Genomic DNA, 19,977 nt, shown 5'->3' with positions numbered 1-19,977 from the left:
GTATTTGAGCCATTTTTTGACTAAATGAATAAAAAAAACTTCTCAGTTAACGATAATTCATTATCCTTTCATCTATAAGCTAGCAATATTTTCGTTATACGATCTCAATTATTGTCAGCACTACTTCCAGTGAGGTTATTAACCACTGGAAGTAGTCACGTCTTAGTGTCTAGATTTACATCAATTCGACCCCAATTAAGAAGAACACGGAGAAACACCCGATGAGTGTTAGTGAGGATATTAAACACACACCACGCAATAATAAAAAGAAACAGCGCCGTAACGCATTGTTATTACTATCTTTTATTTTCATTATTGTTGGTGTTGGCTGGTTTGCTTATTGGTTCCTCATACTCAGGCACTATGAAACCACAGATAACGCCTACGTCGCAGGTAACCAAGTACAAATTATGTCTCAGGTTTCTGGTAGCGTAATGACAGTTAATGTCGATAATACTGATTACGTTAAAAGTGGCTCAGTATTAGTTGAATTAGACCCTAAAGATGCCCTATTAGCATTAGAAAAAGCCAAAACAACATTGGCCAATAATGTCCGACAAACCCACCAGCAAATAGTTAATAGCAAGCAATATCAAGCGAATATTGCTTTACGCCGTTCCGATCTTAATAGGTTACAAAACGATTTAAAACGTCGTGAAGTTCTGGGAAATAGTAATCTGATCGGTAAAGAAGAATTACAACATGCGCGCGAAGCCGTGATTAGCGCCAAAGCCGCATTAGATGTTGCTATCGAACAATTTAATGCTAATCAAGCAATTATCCTTGATACGCCAATCGATAAACAACCTGCCGTCGAGCAAGCGGCGACTGAAGTCAAAAATGCTTGGCTTGCCTTACAACGTACTAAAATTGTTAGTCCTGTCGATGGCTATGTATCACGTCGAAGCGTGCAAATTGGTGCGCAAGTCACGCCCGCTAAGCCATTAATGGCCATTATTCCAGCCGAAGGCATGTGGATTGATGCAAATTTTAAAGAAACACAACTGGCTGATATGCGAATTGGCCAGCCCGCCAAGGTTATTACCGATTTTTATGGTGATGATCTCGTGTTTAAAGGTACTGTTGTTGGGCTAGATATGGGAACAGGCAGTGCATTTTCCTTATTACCCGCACAAAATGCCAGCGGTAACTGGATAAAAGTCGTTCAACGCTTACCTGTCCGAATCGCCTTAGATCCTCTTCAGTTAGAAGAACATCCATTACGTATTGGTTTATCTGCCAATGTAACTGTTGATACCCAAAATAAACAGGGGAAAGTGTTGTCAAAAAGCACACGAATCACTCCCGCGTATCATACTTCTGCTCTGATGATTGATATGTCCCCGGCAGACCAAATAGTTACTGACATCATTAATAGTAACTCTGGTAACCAGTAATCAGAGGAACATAGCGTGATAAAAACGCCTTTACAAGGAGCTCAACTTGCGTGGATGACAATAGCCCTGTCATTAGCCACTTTTATGCAAGTGCTCGATTCAACCATTGCTAATGTAGCAATTCCTACAATTGCGGGAAATCTTGGTGCCTCTAACTCTCAAGGTACTTGGGTCATCACCTCTTTTGGGGTAGCCAATGCAATATCTATCCCGATCACCGGCTGGCTCGCCAAACGTATTGGTGAGGTTCGACTATTTTTATGGTCAACAGGGCTATTTGCCCTGACCTCTTGGCTATGTGGCATCTCTGATAGCCTAGGTATGCTGATATTATTTCGTGTACTTCAAGGTCTGGTTGCCGGCCCATTAATCCCGCTGTCTCAAAGTCTATTACTGAATAATTACCCCCCAGCAAAACGTAATATGGCACTGGCATTGTGGTCGATGACTATCGTTATTGCCCCAATTTGTGGACCCATTTTGGGGGGATATATTAGTGATAACTATCATTGGGGCTGGATTTTCTTTATTAACGTGCCGTTTAGTCTGATTATTATCGCTATTATTACCAAAGTTCTCAAAGGACGAGAAACTAAAATAGCGATTAAACCTATTGATACTATTGGATTAGCTCTGTTGGTCTTGGGTATTGGCGCATTACAAATTATGCTTGACCAAGGCAAAGAATTAGATTGGTTTAACTCCACAGAAATTATCGTACTGGCAGTTGTGGCCTTAGTGGCTATCGCCTTCTTGATTGTATGGGAACTGACTGATGAACACCCAGTAATTGATTTATCGTTGTTTAAACAGCGGAACTTTACTATCGGCTGTTTATCGCTCAGCCTAGCTTACATGCTGTATTTCGGTACCATCGTGCTACTTCCGCAGCTATTACAACAAGTGTTTGGCTATACTGCGACTTGGGCCGGTTTAGCGTCTGCGCCAGTGGGATTATTACCGTTATTGATCACCCCAATCATTGGGCGATTTGGAAATCGTATCGATATGCGCTATTTGGTTACCTTCAGCTTTATTATCTATGCGGTTTGCTATTATTGGCGAGCTTACACCTTTGAACCGGGCATGAGTTTTGCCGCTGTTGCATGGCCACAATTTGTGCAAGGACTAGCAATTGCCTGTTTCTTTATGCCACTAACTACCATTACACTTTCGGGATTACCACCGGAAAAAATGGCCTCAGCTTCCAGTTTATCTAATTTTATGCGCACCTTGGCAGGCGCTATCGGCACATCGATTACGACTACATTGTGGACGCAGCGAGAGTCAATGCACCATGAAAATTTTGCAGCTTTCGTTGATCCTTATAATCCCAACGCGCAAGAAATTTACACCCAATTATCTGAAGTAGGTATGGATGAGCAACAAAGCTTGGGGTATTTAGCCAAAAATATTACCGACCAAGGGCTAATTATTTCAGCAAATGAAATCTTCTGGATATCAGCCGGAATATTTATCCTGCTGATGGTACTAGTTTGGTTTGCCAAACCGCCTTTTAGCCCCGGCTCTAAAGAAGATGGTGGTGGTGCCCACTAAAGAATTAACACAATAATTTAAAAGCATATATCATGATAAAAAGGAGCTACGGCTTCTTTTTTTTGGCTAAAATTAAACCAAAAAGAATTAATACAGGAATAAAAAATATTATTGAGAGGCAATTTCACAAAAAGAGAAAGGGAGAAAGGAAAAATAAGTAATGAAATTTATGATCAATAAAAAATATACTCGCCTATTTTGCTGCTTAATCAGAAAACAGGCGAGTGATGAGTTAAAACTTAATTAACTTTATTCTGCTGCCACCACTGTGCCAACATAATACCTGTTGCTACTGACACATTCAGGCTTTCAACCTTATTGGTACCGCCGATAAATAGGCTCAAGTCACCTTGATCCCAAACACTGTCGCTCAGTCCATCGCTTTCTTGACCAATAACCAAGACCATTTTTTCTGGCAACTGAACTTTTGCGATATCTTGGCTGCCTTTATGGCTGGATGTAGTAACAATGGTATAACCAGCTTGACGGAATTTATCCAATGCCCCAGTGAAGCCATCAGCATCAATGCCTTTAATGTGCTCTGCGCCACCTTCAGCGGTTCGGATAGCGGCACCTGATTCAAGCATGCCCACATCTTGCAAAATCACGCCATTCACGCCGAAGTGTGCACAGCTACGCATAATACCGCCGAGATTATGTGGATTACCAATATCTTCTAACGCCAGTACACAATCTTGCTTAGGTGCCGTTTGCAGATATGTGTCTGCATCCATTCCACCGCGTTTTTTGATAATAAAGCAAACGCCACCATGATGATCGGTACCCGAAGCTTTAGTTAATTCATCTTCATCGACAACATGATAGGCTTTACGATTAGCCGCCATCCATTTAAGTGCATCACGAAAACGGGGTGTAACTGATTTTAAGAACCAGGCACGGACAATAGCATCAGGACGATTTTTAAACATTGCCTGACAAGCGTTCTCACCATAAATACGGGTTTCTTCTAAACGCTGTTTACGCAGTTGCTCAGGATCAATAAAACTTTTGCCTGAAATACCGCCATGATCGTTAACTATTTCATCATCACTGGAACGAGAAACTGTTTTCCACGGCGAGCGTTCGCTACTGTATGCTGACGCACTTGATTTTCTGTCATCACTCTGACGACTGCGGCTGTCATTGAACTTGCCGCCTTTATTGAATTTGCTGTCTTTATTAAATTTACCGTCTTTAGCTGACGGACGCTTGTTTCTATTTTGGCTATCATCACTGCCCTCACTACGGACATACATTACTTTGACTTTGCCATTTTTACCGCTAAAAGAATCGTTCATTAATTTTCCCCACTACGCTATGGCGCGAAGATTACATGATGTTGTTGCACGACGCTACTAATAAGGAATAATTAAATCCATCTAAAAATAAATATGTCAAATATACCTTAAATAACTCGTTCAATAAGAAGCCCAAAACTTACAAGGCGATCCAGATTTGAGAGCGTAAAATTAATAATTACTCTCGAAAGAACACTAAATTATAACGGTAAATACCTCTCTATTTATACCCTGCGATACTGAGCTATATTTACCTAAAATAGTTGCGTAAAATATGTAAAATAACTTTTTACAGCAACTAAAAGACAACTATGAAGCACAACGCGGTTTATCAGTTACGCCAGCAACGTCTAGCACTTTCGACCAAACTATTTCGAGCTCGCGGTTGGCGCACTCAACGTTGCGACTCTTGCTTATTACCAGTAAAACAGTGTTTATGCGAATCAATCCAACCGATGACCGCACGCAGCCGTTTTTGCTTAATTATGTTTGATGGGGAAGTTTTTAAACCCAGTAATACGGGTAAACTTATCGCAGATATATTGCCTGATACTTTAGCATATCAATGGTCACGTACTGAACCCGATCCTGAACTTCTCGCACTACTTAATGACACTAGCCGCCAGCCATACCTTATTTTTCCGGCGAGTTATGCATCGAATGAACAAACAGTAGTCAACGTGCCTGATATTTCAGACAAGCCACCATTATTTATTTTGCTTGATGGAACCTGGCCTGAAGCACGAAAAATGTTTCGTAAAAGCCCTTATTTTTCCGGGATCCCCATACTTTCAATTAATACTAAAGCAAAATTAAATTATTTATTACGAGTACCTTCAAAAGAAGAGCAACATTGTACCGCCGAGGTTGCTGCCTCAGTCCTTGAATTAGCAGGAGATTTTCTGGCTTCACAACAGCTGCTTACTCATTTTAGTTATTTTCGCGACCAATATCTCGCCGGAAAGCCATCTCATCCAGCGGCACAAATCACAGCACAGTCGAAGAAAATCAGCTAGATTAACATCCTCAGACTGACGAAAAGGAGAAAGGCTATGAGTCAACGAGGATTAGAGTCACTGTTTCGCCCAAAATCAATTGCCGTAATTGGCGCATCGGAAGCGCCAAATAGAGCGGGCTCTGTCATGATGAAAAACCTACTAGCTAGTTGCTTTAGTGGGCCAATATTACCGGTTAACCCTAAACGCCACTCTGTTTCAGGTGTCCTAGCCTATCCCTCTATTAGCACCCTACCTATCAAGCCAGATTTAGCGGTTATCTGTACTCATCATAGCCGAAATATCGATGCCCTAATTGAACTGGGTAAAAAAGGCTGTAAAACTGTCATCATTCTCTCCTCACCATCCACCCAATTTGCAGAACTTAAAACTATCGCACAACAATATTCATTAAGAGTTTTAGGGCCTAATAGCTTGGGGATACTCGCACCATGGTTAGGATTAAACGCCAGTTTTTCTCCTATTCCTATATTAAAAGGTAAGCTAGCATTCATTTCACAATCTGCAGCGGTATCCAATACCGTACTTGATTGGGCAAGACATCGAGATATTGGTTTTTCTTATTTTATTGCTCTGGGTGATAGTATCGATATTGATATCGACGACTTACTCGATTATTTAGCGCGAGATAGTAAAACTAGTGCAATTTTGCTTTATTTAGAACATATTAGCGATGCCAGACGTTTTCTCTCAGCTTCGCGGAGTGCTTCGCGTAATAAACCGATCCTCGTAGTCAAAAGTGGTCGAACACAAAAAGTTCAGCAACTATTAGGTGAGCAGCCTAGCTTCGATGTAGCTTACGACGCCGCTATCCAACGTGCCGGATTATTACGAGTACAAGACACTCATGAAATGTTCTCTGCTGTAGAAACATTAAGTTATATGACTCCACTGCGTGGTGATAGATTATCTATCATTAGTAACGGCGCAGCACCTGCGGCAATGGCTCTCGATGAACTGTTCCGGCGTAATGGTAAACTGGCCGCGCTAGGCGATGAAACACAAAATCAATTAAATACACTTCTTCCTCTTTCTCTCTCTACTCAGAACCCCATAGATCTCGGTGATGATGCCACACAAGATAGATACATCAACGTGCTTCTCAAATTGCTCGATAGTCACGATCATGATGCTCTTTTATTAATCCACACTCCTAGCGCCATTACCGATAGTAAAATTATGGCCGAAAAAGTGATCAAGACGATCAAGCAGCATCCACGCGGAAAATGGCTCACGATCCTAACCAACTGGTGTGGTGAATATACCTCGCAAGAGGCAAGAAAACTATTCAGCGAAGCTGGGATCCCAACCTATAGAACGCCGGAAGGCGCAATCACCGCGTATATGCACATGGTGGAATATCGGCGTAACCAGAAACAACTAACTGAAACGCCAGCTTTGCCTATAGGAATAACGGCTAATACTCAACAAGCTCATCAATCAATTCGCCAAGCATTAGCTCAAAATAATCTTCAATTAGATACTCATGAAGTTCAACCTATCCTACAAGCCTATGGCTTAAATACATTACCGACTTGGATAGCCCATTCTAGTGATGAGGCTATCGTAATTGCAGAAAAAATTGGCTATCCAGTTGCGCTAAAATTACGCTCACCAGATATCACTCATAAATCTGAAGTTCAAGGTGTCATGCTATATCTGCGCAATGCCAAAGAGGTACAAGATGCGGCACAAGCAATTTTTGAGCGCGTTACCAATAACTTTCCGCAAGCTAAGGTCGAAGGGCTATTAGTCCAGAGCATGGCCAATCGGGCTGGAGCGCAAGAGCTTAGAATTGCTGTTGAACAAGATAATGTCTTCGGGCCGTTAATCATGCTCGGTGAAGGTGGGATTGAATGGCAACAAGAAAGCCAAGCCGCGGTCGCTTTGCCGCCATTAAACCTAGCATTAGCCCGTTATCTCGTCATTCAAGCGATTAAAAGCAATAAGATAAAGTCACGCAGTGCGTTAGAACCTCTTGATATAATGGGATTAAGCAATCTATTGGTCAGAGTATCTAATTTAATTATTGACTGCCCACAAATCACTAAATTAGATATCCATCCTTTATTAGTCTCAGGTAATGAATTCACATTACTCGATGTATCAATGACTTTAGCCCCAGTTAAAGGCGATCCAAAGGCAAGACTGGCAATTCGCCCTTACCCAGTAGAATTAGAGCAATCAATTATTTTAAAAGATAATATCCGCTGCTTACTGCGTCCAATTCTACCGGAAGATGAACCACTGCTTAAATCATTTATCAATCGAGTCACTAAAGAAGACCTTTATTATCGCTACTTTAGTGAAATCAATGAATTCAGTCATGATGACCTAGCAAATATGACCCAAATAGATTATGACCGAGAAATGGCGTTTGTTGCGGTACTTAATCAAGGCGATGACAGTGAAATTATCGGTGTAACGCGTGCGATGGCAGATCCTGATAATCAAGAAGCTGAATTTGCAGTCTTAGTAAGATCGGATATGAAAGGATTTACTCTTGGCTATCAATTAATGAATAAGCTAATTAACTATACACGCGCCTATGGGATCAAAAAATTGACCGCCATAACCATGCCAGAAAATCGTAATATGATAAGCTTAGCCAAAAAACTCGGATTTAAGGTTGATGTCCAGTTTGAAGATAGTATCGTCAATCTAACCTTAGTCTTATCATCAGAGATAACTCATTAAAATATCGTCATTTTTAGATAAATATAACGGCGAATATTTTGAACTAGCCCTCAACAAGATAACCAATTAATCCTGTTAATAGGGGAACTATGTTATGATTACCAGATCTAACATTAAACCAAATTACCCACAGTTAGCTGTATAGTAACTGAATAAATAAGAGAATATTTACACTGTGATGTTGTCTAAACTGAAACAAGCTAAACATCAACAACACCTCGCTCTGTTGCCTAAACTGTCTCAGTCGGTTGCTGATGTCACAACACTCTTTAAGACTGAAAATTTCCGTCATGAATTGCTTGAGCAAATCGCTCAAGCGAAACATTATATCTATATCACTGCCTTATATTTAGAACATGATGATGCAGGCCGCGATATTTTGCAGGCTCTTTATCAAGCCAAAAGAATTCGCCCAGAATTAGATATAAAAATTCTGGTTGATTGGCATCGAGCACAACGCGGAAGAATTGGAGCTAAAGCAAATGCTACCAATGCGGATTGGTATCATGATGTAAAGCAACAAAACCCAGAAACTAATATTGAGGTTTACGGAATAGCGGTAAACACCCGAGAAGCTTTAGGGGTGCTGCATTTAAAAGGGTTACTATTTGACGATACCGTCTTATACAGCGGAGCCAGTATTAACGATGTTTATCTTCATCAACATGATAAATATCGTTATGACCGCTATCAAATTATAAAAAACCCTGAATTAGTGCGAACAATGAAGTCATTCATTGATAATGCATTGTTAGATTCAGAGGCGACACAGCGATTAGATAGCAGTGAACGACCTCGAACGATTGATATTAAAAGTTTAATTAAACAATTTCGTATTTCATTAAAAAGTACCGAATATCTTTTTTCTAATAATGCTACCAATCAAGAGTTAGCGGTTACACCACTCGTTGGTTTGGGTAAGAAAAATTTACTCAATAAAACCATAACTCATTTAATGGGTTCAACTAATGAAAAACTAACGATTTGTACACCTTATTTTAATTTACCCGCAATTTTAGTTCGAATAATTCATCGATTATTACGAGAAGGTAAACAAGTCGAGATCATTATTGGTGATAAAACCGCCAATGACTTTTATATCCCACCAGAAGAACCTTTTAAAATCATTGGTGCTTTACCTTATCTATATGAAATAAATTTACGGCGTTTTATCAGTCGCTTGCAAAAATTTATTGATAGTAAACAGTTAACTATTCGCTTATGGAAAGATGGGGATAATACCTATCATCTTAAAGGTATGTGGGTTGATAATTCCTGGCAGTTGATCACTGGTAGTAATTTAAACCCCCGAGCTTGGGGACTTGATTTAGAAAATGCGATTTTAATTCATGATCCTAAACAACAGCTACAAGAACAACGCTTACATGAATTAGACTGTATACGTACACATACTAAAATAGTGAATCATTATCGAGAACTAGATAATATTCAATCCTATCCGATTAAAGTAAAAAAATTAATCCGCCGATTACGTAGAATACGTGTCGATAGATTAATCAGCAGAATATTGTAATTATTATCACTGTTAAGATAGCCCCTAAAAAATAGTCCCTATAATAAGGGCTATCTTAATTGAAGATCTATACTAGCCACGATTAAACGTATATATAAAGAGTTATCAGTCATGAATTATCTACGTAAAATTTTCCCGAGCTTAATCAACGGTATGATAATTATAAATCTTAGTGGATGTAGTGGATCCCACTGGGCTAATGATAATTGGCAAGGCAAAGACAAAGCCCAACATTTCTTATTTTCAGCCGCTGCGGCCGCCGCTGGAAATGCTTATGCAGATAGACAAAATTGGTCACACCATCAATCGGTACAATTTGGTTTGCTTTTCTCTATTAGCTTAGGTGCAGCAAAAGAACTTTATGATAGTCGCCCCACAGGAACCGGCTGGAGCTGGCATGATTTTGCTTATGATGTGGCAGGGGCAGCAGCAGGTTATAGTTTATACCAATCGTTTAAATAAAAAACTGGTGACCGGATATATTTTCATATAAAACAATCAATTAGTTCAAAAAGAACCCAAATATATCACTAAATAATCAATTTATTAATCTGCTTTACCCCACCATTTTAGATACAATCACAAATATTCTTTCGCCATAATAATCGTTTTTAAAATATGATCAAAATATTGATATTCTGACTCAGTAATCTTATGTGGGTAAGTTAGCAATATCAGCTCATGAGGCTCATATTCCTTCCGATAATTAGGATGAGTATGCTGACAGCTATTAATTTGAAAACCACAATGTTGATAAAAACGTAAACGCTGACGAGCAATATCTGTGGTCAAAGGATCTATCTCTAAAATTATATTTTTATATTGCCCACAAAAATTTTTTAATACTTTTTGACCATATCCTTTTCCTCGTAATTTAGCGTGAATCGCAATATGTTCAATATAAAAATAATTGCCAACGGACCAGCAACCAATAAAACCAATAAATTGCTCTTTATCGGAGATATGCAATAAATAAAATGAAGGATCGGCTAAAATTGAGACTCTACCTGCATAGGTGCGTTGCTCATTAAGTGGAAATGCATGTTCATATAATTCATTAATTTGATTAAAATCTGTAATATCAGTCCGTTGAACGCGTTTTATTTTCACCTCATTCTCCCCTGCTAAATAAATAACCAAATAGTATAATTTATATACTCTATTTATGGCTAACTTCATAAAATATTGAGTCATGAAATAACCCAATGAAGAAACCAATATATCTGATTAATATCTAACAGATCAAATATTCTTAACCAGCCCATATATAAAAACAAAAATAACTCTTTCTGTTACTCTAGCCGTTAGTTAGATGGAAAAAATTAAAAGTACTCGAAAAGTTAGCCCTGATATGAGATAAAAATATCCTCAAATCAGTAACAGTTAGTATGTATATAGTGAAGTTAATAGGCACATGGGGGGAATTTAAATATATTTTTGCTTATACCAATAATATCTCCCTCAAGCTATTTACATAAAAATGTGAGATTGGATCGCAAAATCGAATTACTCGATATGTAATCTCAGTATGCAATTAACAAACGGAAAAATCTTCCTATCAATGATCGGGAGAAAAAAGGATTTACTTAGCCATTGAATCGGCCTCTAAAAAATGGAGTATACCAATTCAGAACTGAAAACAAGCGATGAGTCGCTTTATTATTGAGTTCGGTGGGCGCCTAGACGGTCACATTTAATGAAAGGCAAATATACAGAATTATTTACAGGGTTACTAAACGCTAAATAGGCAAATAGGCAAATAGGCAAATAGGCAAATAGGCAAATAGGCAAATAAAAATACACTTTAACCCTCTGACTAGTTGTTTATTTTTATTTTTTTCTAGCGACGCAAAAAAGCCACCCTATTGGGTGGCTTCTTCGTCTTTATTAAAGTCTGGCAGTTCCCTACTCTCACATGGGGAGACCCCACACTACCATCGGCGCTACGGCGTTTCACTTCTGAGTTCGGCATGGGGTCAGGTGGGACCACCGCGCTATCGCCGCCAGACATATTCTGTCTGTCAACATGATGTCACCTTCCGGCTTCCATCACATTAACTTTAATCTTGAACAAGCTGTCATTTTAAACAATATTCTTTATCCGATTTATCTCATTATTTCGTTATTCACCAAAATAAATCGCTAAATCATTCAGTGTCTCTCTAAAACACCTTCGGTGTTGTAAGGTTAAGCCTCTCGGTTCATTAGTACTGGTTAGCTCAACGGCTCGCACCGCTTACACACCCAGCCTATCAACGTCTTAGTCTTAAACGTTCCTTCAGGACTCTCAAGGAGTCAGGGAAGACTCATCTCAAGGCAAGTTTCCCGCTTAGATGCTTTCAGCGGTTATCTCTTCCGCACTTAGCTACCGGGCAATGCCATTGGCATGACAACCCGAACACCAGTGGTGCGTCCACTCCGGTCCTCTCGTACTAGGAGCAGCCCCTTTCAATCTTCCAACGCCCACGGCAGATAGGGACCGAACTGTCTCACGACGTTCTAAACCCAGCTCGCGTACCACTTTAAACGGCGAACAGCCGTACCCTTGGGACCTACTTCAGCCCCAGGATGTGATGAGCCGACATCGAGGTGCCAAACACCGCCGTCGATATGAACTCTTGGGCGGTATCAGCCTGTTATCCCCGGAGTACCTTTTATCCGTTGAGCGATGGCCCTTCCATTCAGAACCACCGGATCACTATGACCTACTTTCGTACCTGCTCGAGCCGTCACTCTCGCAGTCAAGCTAGCTTATGCCATTGCACTAACCTCACGATGTCCGACCGTGATTAGCTAACCTTCGTGCTCCTCCGTTACTCTTTGGGAGGAGACCGCCCCAGTCAAACTACCCACCAGACACTGTCCGCAACCCAGATAATGGGTCTACGTTAGAACATCAAACATTAAAGGGTGGTATTTCAAGGTTGGCTCCATGCAGACTGGCGTCCACACTTCAAAGCCTCCCACCTATCCTACACATCAAGGCTCAATGTTCAGTGTCAAGCTATAGTAAAGGTTCACGGGGTCTTTCCGTCTTGCCGCGGGTACACTGCATCTTCACAGCGAGTTCAATTTCACTGAGTCTCGGGTGGAGACAGCCTGGCCATCATTACGCCATTCGTGCAGGTCGGAACTTACCCGACAAGGAATTTCGCTACCTTAGGACCGTTATAGTTACGGCCGCCGTTTACTGGGGCTTCGATCAAGAGCTTCGCTTACGCTAACCCCATCAATTAACCTTCCAGCACCGGGCAGGCGTCACACCGTATACGTCCACTTTCGTGTTTGCACAGTGCTGTGTTTTTAATAAACAGTTGCAGCCAGCTGGTATCTGCGACTGGCTTCAGCTCCGTGAGTAAATCACTTCACCTAGCGCCAGCGTGCCTTCTCCCGAAGTTACGGCACCATTTTGCCTAGTTCCTTCACCCGAGTTCTCTCAAGCGCCTTAGTATTCTCTACCTGACCACCTGTGTCGGTTTGGGGTACGATTAATGATAATCTAGAGCTTAGAGGCTTTTCCTGGAAGCATGGCATCAGTTACTTCATCACCGTAGTGACTCGTCATCAGACCTCAGTGTATAGTGAACCGGATTTGCCTAATTCACCCACCTACATCCTTAAACCGGGACAACCGTCGCCCAGCTAACTTAGCCTTCTCCGTCCCCCCATCGCAATTATCACCAGTACGGGAATATTAACCCGTTGCCCATCGACTACGCTTTTCAGCCTCGCCTTAGGGGTCGACTCACCCTGCCCCGATTAACGTTGGACAGGAACCCTTGGTCTTCCGGCGTGCGGGTTTTTCACCCGCATTATCGTTACTTATGTCAGCATTCGCACTTCTGATACCTCCAGCATGCCTCACAGCACACCTTCGCAGGCTTACAGAACGCTCCCCTACCCAACAATATTTAAATATCGCTGCCGCAGCTTCGGTGCATAGTTTAGCCCCGTTACATCTTCCGCGCAGACCGACTCGACCAGTGAGCTATTACGCTTTCTTTAAATGATGGCTGCTTCTAAGCCAACATCCTGGCTGTCTGAGCCTTTCCACTTCGTTTCCCACTTAACTATGACTTTGGGACCTTAGCTGGCGGTCTGGGTTGTTTCCCTCTTCACGACGAACGTTAGCACCCGCCGTGTGTCTCCCGTGATAACATTCTTCGGTATTCGTAGTTTGCATCGAGTTGGTAAGTCGGGATGACCCCCTAGTCGAAACAGTGCTCTACCCCCGAAGATGAATTCACGAGGCGCTACCTAAATAGCTTTCGGGGAGAACCAGCTATCTCCCGGTTTGATTGGCCTTTCACCCCCAGCCACAAGTCATCCGCTAATTTTTCAACATTAGTCGGTTCGGTCCTCCAGTTAGTGTTACCCAACCTTCAACCTGCCCATGGCTAGATCACCGGGTTTCGGGTCTATACCCTGCAACTCATTCGCCCAGTTAAGACTCGGTTTCCCTACGGCTCCCCTATTCGGTTAACCTTGCTACAGAATATAAGTCGCTGACCCATTATACAAAAGGTACGCAGTCACCCTGATAAATCAAGGCTCCCACTGCTTGTACGTACACGGTTTCAGGTTCTATTTCACTCCCCTCGCCGGGGTTCTTTTCGCCTTTCCCTCACGGTACTGGTTCACTATCGGTCAGTCAGGAGTATTTAGCCTTGGAGGATGGTCCCCCCATATTCAGACAGGATAACACGTGTCCCGCCCTACTCGTCGAACTCACAACACTAACATTTTCAGATACGGGGCTATCACCCTTTACTGCCAGACTTTCCAGACTGTTCTCTTAATGCTAGCGTTGATGTTGGTTCTGGGCTGCTCCCCGTTCGCTCGCCGCTACTAGGGGAATCTCGGTTGATTTCTTTTCCTCGAGGTACTGAGATGTTTCAGTTCCCTCGGTTCGCTTCATTTAGCTATGTATTCACTAAATGATGATGCACCAAAGTGCACCGGGTTTCCCCATTCGGACATCGTCGGCTAATAACGCTTCATATCAGCTCACCGACGCTTTTCGCAGATTAGCACGTCCTTCATCGCCTCTGACTGCCTAGGCATCCACCGTGTACGCTTATTCGCTTAACCTCACAACCCGAAGGTGTTTCTGAATACGAGTGACTGTGCATCATGATTTCTTTGTTAGTCCGTGCGCGCAATGCTCACGTACCTTAAGTACGCTGCGCTTGCTGTGCGCGGGCTGCCTTGAACTCATTTCGCTCGTCAACTCGACATTGCAGAGAACATCTACAAATTGGAGTATTTTGAGAGACTCTGGTATTCTTTCGACAAAGAATACCGTTGTTTTCAATTTTCAGCTTGTTCCAGATTATTAAAGAGCATAATTGTTAAGCCGACTCAATAAGTCAGCTTAATCATTATTTTTGGGTACCGCCTTTCACTCGATAACCGCGCAATTGGCGTCCCCTAGGGGATTCGAACCCCTGTTACCGCCGTGAAAGGGCGGTGTCCTAGGCCTCTAGACGAAGGGGACATCAGTCACTGCTTCGCAGACGCGCATTTTGCTCTACTTTCTATCAGACAATCTGTGTGAGCACTTCACATTCAACTTCGAATTTAGGTAAGGAGGTGATCCAACCGCAGGTTCCCCTACGGTTACCTTGTTACGACTTCACCCCAGTCATGAATCACAAAGTGGTAAGCGCCCCCCCGAAGGTTAAGCTACCTACTTCTTTTGCAACCCACTCCCATGGTGTGACGGGCGGTGTGTACAAGGCCCGGGAACGTATTCACCGTAGCATTCTGATCTACGATTACTAGCGATTCCGACTTCATGGAGTCGAGTTGCAGACTCCAATCCGGACTACGACGCACTTTATGAGTTCCGCTGGCTCTCGCGAGTTCGCTTCTCTTTGTATGCGCCATTGTAGCACGTGTGTAGCCCTACTCGTAAGGGCCATGATGACTTGACGTCATCCCCACCTTCCTCCGGTTTATCACCGGCAGTCTCCCTTGAGTTCCCACCATTACGTGCTGGCAACAAAGGATAAGGGTTGCGCTCGTTGCGGGACTTAACCCAACATTTCACAACACGAGCTGACGACAGCCATGCAGCACCTGTCTCAGAGTTCCCGAAGGCACTAAAGCATCTCTGCTAAATTCTCTGGATGTCAAGAGTAGGTAAGGTTCTTCGCGTTGCATCGAATTAAACCACATGCTCCACCGCTTGTGCGGGCCCCCGTCAATTCATTTGAGTTTTAACCTTGCGGCCGTACTCCCCAGGCGGTCGATTTAACGCGTTAGCTCCGGAAGCCACTCCTCAAGGGAACAACCTCCAAATCGACATCGTTTACAGCGTGGACTACCAGGGTATCTAATCCTGTTTGCTCCCCACGCTTTCGCACCTGAGCGTCAGTCTTTGTCCAGGGGGCCGCCTTCGCCACCGGTATTCCTCCACATCTCTACGCATTTCACCGCTACACATGGAATTCTACCCCCCTCTACAAGACTCTAGCTGACCAGTTTTAGATGCCATTCCCAGGTTAAGCCCGGGGATTTCACATCTAACTTAATCAACCGCCTGCGTGCGCTTTACGCCCAGTAATTCCGATTAACGCTTGCACCCCCCGTATTACCGCGGCTGCTGGCACGGAGTTAGCCGGTGCTTCTTCTGTCGGTAACGTCAATCGCTGATAGTATTAATATCAACGCCTTCCTCCCGACTGAAAGTACTTTACAACCCTAAGGCCTTCTTCATACACGCGGCATGGCTGCATCAGGCTTGCGCCCATTGTGCAATATTCCCCACTGCTGCCTCCCGTAGGAGTCTGGGCCGTGTCTCAGTCCCAGTGTGGCTGATCATCCTCTCAGACCAGCTAGAGATCGTCGCCTAGGTGAGCCATTACCTCACCTACTAGCTAATCCCATATGGGTTCATCCGACAGCGCAAGGCCCGAAGGTCCCCTGCTTTGCTCCTTAGAGATTATGCGGTATTAGCTACCGTTTCCAGTAGTTATCCCCCTCTGTCAGGCAGATCCCCATACATTACTCACCCGTCCGCCGCTCGTCAGCAAAGAAGCAAGCTTCTTCCTGTTACCGCTCGACTTGCATGTGTTAGGCCTGCCGCCAGCGTTCAATCTGAGCCATGATCAAACTCTTCAATTAAAGTTTGATGCTCAAAGAATTAAACTGACTTCATTTATTCATATATGAATTAACGTGTTAGTCACTCTTTAAGACTTAAAATCAAAAATATTTTTTATTTCGATAGTGTCTTGTGAGTGCCCACACAGATTGTCTGATAAATTGTTAAAGAGCGTTGCAACAAGGCTTAAGGTAACTCGTTAAGGTTCTTGTTGCGAGGTGGCGTATATTACTCTTTTCATTCAGGAAGTCAAGCATTTATTTTTAACTTTCTTTCCGAACTACTTCGACCATCACCTCAATCATCCCGCTGTTTTTCAAGGCGCTTACTGCGCTTTGGAACTTTCAAACTCAACCGTTCGGCCGGTTTGTCGTGACAACGGAGCGGATTATAGGGAGCTGAGAAAATTACACAAGTGTTTTTTTGAAATAATTTACCGTTCGCATATTTTACAACCAATGGCGTGTAAAACACGCTCAGAATGTATAATTTAGCATCAAGACTACATGCATTATTTAGTATTCGGTACTTAAATTCGGTACTTAAAATACATTCATTAGCTTCAGAATGAAGTATCTATAAATAACAGATAAAAAAAGAGGCGTTATAAAACGCCTCTTTTAATAACTTAATTATAAACTCGCTATATAGATAGCACTTCAGGTCACGCTAACTATTGTTTTGCAACAATCTCATCGTTTTCAAGATCTAAAGTCACCAACTTGCCTGGCAGCAATTTACCGGACAGTATTTGCTGAGCTAATGGATTCTCGATCTCTTGCTGAATAGCACGTTTCAGTGGACGAGCCCCGAATATAGGATCATAACCAGCTTCGCCAATTTTTTCTAATGCAGCTGGCGTCATAGTCACTTCATAGCCGTGCTCTTCTAAACGTTTATATAAACGAGCCAACTGAATTTTAGCAATTGATGCAATGTTATCTTTTCCTAATGGATGGAACACAACAACTTCATCAATACGGTTAATGAACTCAGGTCTAAAGGTTTGTGAAACAACCCCCATTACCATCTCTTTCATTTGTGGATAGGCAATAGTACCGAAGCGTTCTTGGATTAAATCAGAACCCAAGTTAGATGTCATAATAACCACTGTATTTCTGAAATCTACGGTACGACCCTGACCATCAGTTAATCGACCATCGTCCAAAACTTGCAGCAGAATATTAAAGACATCTGGATGCGCTTTCTCAACTTCGTCCAGCAAAATAACTGAATATGGACGACGACGAACCGCTTCCGTTAAATATCCGCCTTCTTCATAACCCACATATCCTGGAGGCGCACCAACCAAACGAGATACAGAATGTTTCTCCATAAACTCGGACATGTCGATACGTACCATCGCATCGTCGCTATCAAACAAGAAATTCGCGAGAGCTTTGCACAGTTCTGTTTTACCAACCCCGGTTGGACCTAAGAACAGGAACGAACCAATTGGGCGATTAGGATCAGATAATCCTGCACGGCTACGACGAATAGCATTTGATACTGCCGTAACTGCTTCATCTTGACCAATAACTCGAGTATGCAGCTGTTGCTCCATACGGAGTAATTTTTCTTTCTCGCTTTCCAACATTCTTGAAACCGGAATACCTGTCCAACGAGCCAGAATTTCTGCAATTTCTACATCAGTAACTTTATTTCGCAGCAGCTTCATATTTTTGCCTTCTGCGGCAGTCGCTGTAGCGAGTTGTTTCTCTAATTCTGGAATACGACCATATTGTAATTCAGACATTTTAGCCAAATCACCCATACGGCGTGCTTTTTCCATTTCGATACGAGTATCTTCAAGCTCTGATTTTATATGCTGAGTGCCGGTTAATGCCGCTTTCTCTGCTTTCCACTCTTCTTCCAGAGCGGAGTATTCTCTTTCTTTCTCAGCCAGTTCTTCTTCTAACATTTCCAGACGTTTTTTACTCGCATCGTCAGACTCTTTCTTCAATGCTTGCTGTTCCAATTTTAATTGGATAATACGTCGTTCTAATCTATCGAGAGATTCAGGTTTAGAATCCATTTGCATACGCAAACTTGAACCTGCCTCATCAATTAAGTCGATCGCTTTGTCTGGCAGCATACGGTCACTAATATATCGATGAGATAAATTAGCCGCTGCAACAATCGCGGGGTCAGTAATTTGAACATGATGATGCAGCTCATAACGTTCTTTTAACCCACGTAAAATAGCAATTGTGTCTTCAACTGTTGGTTCAGCCACGTACACTTTTTGGAAACGACGTTCCAGTGCAGGATCTTTTTCTATATATTGACGATACTCATCTAATGTTGTCGCACCTACGCAATGTAATTCTCCACGCGCTAACGCAGGTTTTAACATATTACCGGCATCCATGGCACCATCAGACTTACCTGCGCCGACCATCGTATGTAACTCATCGATAAATAGAATGACATTACCATCTTGTTTGGATAAGTCGTTCAGCACCGCTTTTAAACGCTCTTCAAATTCACCACGGTATTTTGCCCCTGCGACCAACGCGCCCATATCTAAAGATAAAACACGTTTGTTTTTTAATCCTTCAGGGATTTCGCCATTAACAATTCGTTGGGCTAAACCTTCAACAATTGCGGTTTTACCTACACCGGGTTCACCAATTAATACTGGGTTATTTTTAGTACGACGTTGCAATACCTGAATAGTACGACGAATTTCTTCGTCACGGCCAATAACCGGGTCTAATTTACCTTGTTCTGCTCTTTCTGTAAGATCAACGGTATATTTTTTCAGGGCTTGACGTTGATCTTCTGCGCCCTGATCATTAACTCTTTCACCACCGCGCATTTGTTCTATCGCCTTATTAAGATTTTCTTTATTTGCACCCGCTGCTTTTAATAAATCAGCTAATGTTGTGTTGGCTTCCAAAGCGGCGAGTAGGAATAATTCAGAGGAGATAAACTCATCTCCATTTTTTTGTGCTAATTGATCACACAAATTCAAATGACGAATTAAGTCGCTTGATGGCTGTACATCGCCGCCAGCGCCTTGAACTTGTGGCAATCTTTTTAATGCTTCTGCTATTTTTTGTTTAAATTGCACAGCATTAACGCCAACAGACGTTAATAAAGGCTGTACTGAGCCACCATCTTGATTAAACAGTGCGCTCATTAAATGAATAGGTTCGATAAACTGATTGTCGTGCCCAAGCGCTAAAGATTGGGCATCGGCGAGAGCTTGCTGGAATTTATTAGTCAGACGGTCCAAACGCATAGCACCTCCAAAATAAGTTAAAACTAATTATGAAGACTAGATGAGGTTTATTTTTATAAATTCAAGGCCAAAACGTTAAAACATTAGAAATATTAATTAAATCGGAATAATAATCTAGAAAAA

Annotated in this window: 9 protein-coding genes, 1 tRNA gene and 3 rRNA genes; 6 read left to right on the top strand and 7 right to left on the bottom strand. The window is 42.3% G+C overall.

The genetic code is table 11. The features are described 5' to 3' along the window. Positions 1 to 221: 221 nt before the first annotated feature. On the top strand, positions 222 to 1,397 hold the full coding sequence (gene emrA / locus MNY66_RS03560) for a multidrug efflux MFS transporter periplasmic adaptor subunit EmrA (protein WP_241501449.1): 1,176 nt from the start codon (positions 222 to 224) through the stop codon (positions 1,395 to 1,397). A 54-nt stretch (positions 1,398 to 1,451) separates the two neighbouring features. Beyond that, entirely contained in the window at positions 1,452 to 2,954 is a 1,503-nt protein-coding gene (emrB, locus tag MNY66_RS03555; RefSeq protein WP_414738779.1) for a multidrug efflux MFS transporter permease subunit EmrB, read from the top strand. A 239-nt stretch (positions 2,955 to 3,193) separates the two neighbouring features. On the opposite strand, the gene MNY66_RS03550 is transcribed toward emrB, so the two are convergent. Then, complete coding sequence (locus tag MNY66_RS03550; RefSeq protein ID WP_241501448.1) at positions 3,194 to 4,252, bottom strand: tRNA/rRNA methyltransferase; 1,059 nt, start codon at positions 4,250 to 4,252, stop codon at positions 3,194 to 3,196. A 311-nt stretch (positions 4,253 to 4,563) separates the two neighbouring features. Between MNY66_RS03550 and MNY66_RS03545 the strand changes: the two genes are divergently transcribed. The 4 genes from MNY66_RS03545 to MNY66_RS03530 all read left to right on the top strand — a co-directional run bounded on the left by MNY66_RS03545 (position 4,564) and on the right by MNY66_RS03530 (position 9,961). Further along, on the top strand, positions 4,564 to 5,268 hold the full coding sequence (locus MNY66_RS03545) for a tRNA-uridine aminocarboxypropyltransferase (protein ID WP_047255787.1): 705 nt from the start codon (positions 4,564 to 4,566) through the stop codon (positions 5,266 to 5,268). A gap of 36 nt (positions 5,269 to 5,304) precedes the next feature. Continuing rightward, a complete protein-coding gene (locus tag MNY66_RS03540; protein WP_241501447.1) occupies positions 5,305 to 7,965 on the top strand; it encodes a bifunctional acetate--CoA ligase family protein/GNAT family N-acetyltransferase in 2,661 nt (886 codons plus the stop codon). Between the two features lie 175 nt (positions 7,966 to 8,140). Then, positions 8,141 to 9,499: a CDP-diacylglycerol--serine O-phosphatidyltransferase gene (gene pssA, locus MNY66_RS03535; RefSeq protein WP_047255789.1), complete on the top strand. Its 1,359-nt coding sequence runs from the start codon at positions 8,141 to 8,143 to the stop codon at positions 9,497 to 9,499. A gap of 111 nt (positions 9,500 to 9,610) precedes the next feature. Further along, the gene (locus tag MNY66_RS03530; protein ID WP_047255790.1) at positions 9,611 to 9,961 is read left to right on the top strand and encodes a YfiM family lipoprotein; all 351 of its coding nucleotides are present in this window, start codon (positions 9,611 to 9,613) and stop codon (positions 9,959 to 9,961) included. Between the two features lie 117 nt (positions 9,962 to 10,078). Here MNY66_RS03530 and MNY66_RS03525 read toward each other — a convergent pair whose 3' ends face one another. From MNY66_RS03525 to clpB, 6 genes are all read right to left on the bottom strand, one after another. Then, positions 10,079 to 10,609 carry a GNAT family N-acetyltransferase gene (locus MNY66_RS03525; RefSeq protein WP_241501446.1) on the bottom strand — a complete coding sequence of 177 codons (531 nt, stop codon included), beginning with the start codon at positions 10,607 to 10,609 and terminating at the stop codon, positions 10,079 to 10,081. A 782-nt stretch (positions 10,610 to 11,391) separates the two neighbouring features. Next, a 5S ribosomal RNA gene (gene rrf, locus MNY66_RS03515) occupies positions 11,392 to 11,507 on the bottom strand. Between the two features lie 175 nt (positions 11,508 to 11,682). After that, positions 11,683 to 14,590: ribosomal RNA gene (locus tag MNY66_RS03510) — 23S ribosomal RNA — on the bottom strand. A 330-nt stretch (positions 14,591 to 14,920) separates the two neighbouring features. Further along, a tRNA-Glu gene (locus tag MNY66_RS03505) sits at positions 14,921 to 14,996 on the bottom strand. Between the two features lie 88 nt (positions 14,997 to 15,084). Continuing rightward, positions 15,085 to 16,627: ribosomal RNA gene (locus MNY66_RS03500) — 16S ribosomal RNA — on the bottom strand. Together the 16S, 23S and 5S rRNA genes with 1 tRNA gene alongside form the textbook arrangement of a ribosomal RNA operon. Before the next feature lie 653 nt (positions 16,628 to 17,280). Then, entirely contained in the window at positions 17,281 to 19,854 is a 2,574-nt protein-coding gene (gene clpB, locus MNY66_RS03495) for an ATP-dependent chaperone ClpB (RefSeq protein ID WP_047255031.1), read from the bottom strand. Between the last annotated feature and the right edge of the window lie 123 nt (positions 19,855 to 19,977).

The sequence above is a fragment of the Moellerella wisconsensis genome, assembly GCF_022592395.1.
Lineage (GTDB): Bacteria > Pseudomonadota > Gammaproteobacteria > Enterobacterales > Enterobacteriaceae > Moellerella > Moellerella wisconsensis.
The sequence above is the reverse complement of the archived record's forward strand: the minus strand, read 5'-3'. Positions and strand labels throughout refer to the sequence as shown.

Excerpts from the sequence above, each read along its gene's own strand:
- emrA (WP_241501449.1), top strand. The coding sequence starts at position 222 with ATGAGTGTTAGTGAGGATATTAAACACACACCACGCAATAATAAAAAG.
- emrB (WP_414738779.1), top strand. The coding sequence starts at position 1,452 with ATGACAATAGCCCTGTCATTAGCCACTTTTATGCAAGTGCTCGATTCA.
- MNY66_RS03550 (WP_241501448.1), bottom strand. The coding sequence starts at position 4,252 with ATGAACGATTCTTTTAGCGGTAAAAATGGCAAAGTCAAAGTAATGTAT.
- MNY66_RS03545 (WP_047255787.1), top strand. The coding sequence starts at position 4,564 with ATGAAGCACAACGCGGTTTATCAGTTACGCCAGCAACGTCTAGCACTT.
- MNY66_RS03540 (WP_241501447.1), top strand. The coding sequence starts at position 5,305 with ATGAGTCAACGAGGATTAGAGTCACTGTTTCGCCCAAAATCAATTGCC.
- MNY66_RS03530 (WP_047255790.1), top strand. The coding sequence starts at position 9,611 with ATGAATTATCTACGTAAAATTTTCCCGAGCTTAATCAACGGTATGATA.
- clpB (WP_047255031.1), bottom strand. The coding sequence starts at position 19,854 with ATGCGTTTGGACCGTCTGACTAATAAATTCCAGCAAGCTCTCGCCGAT.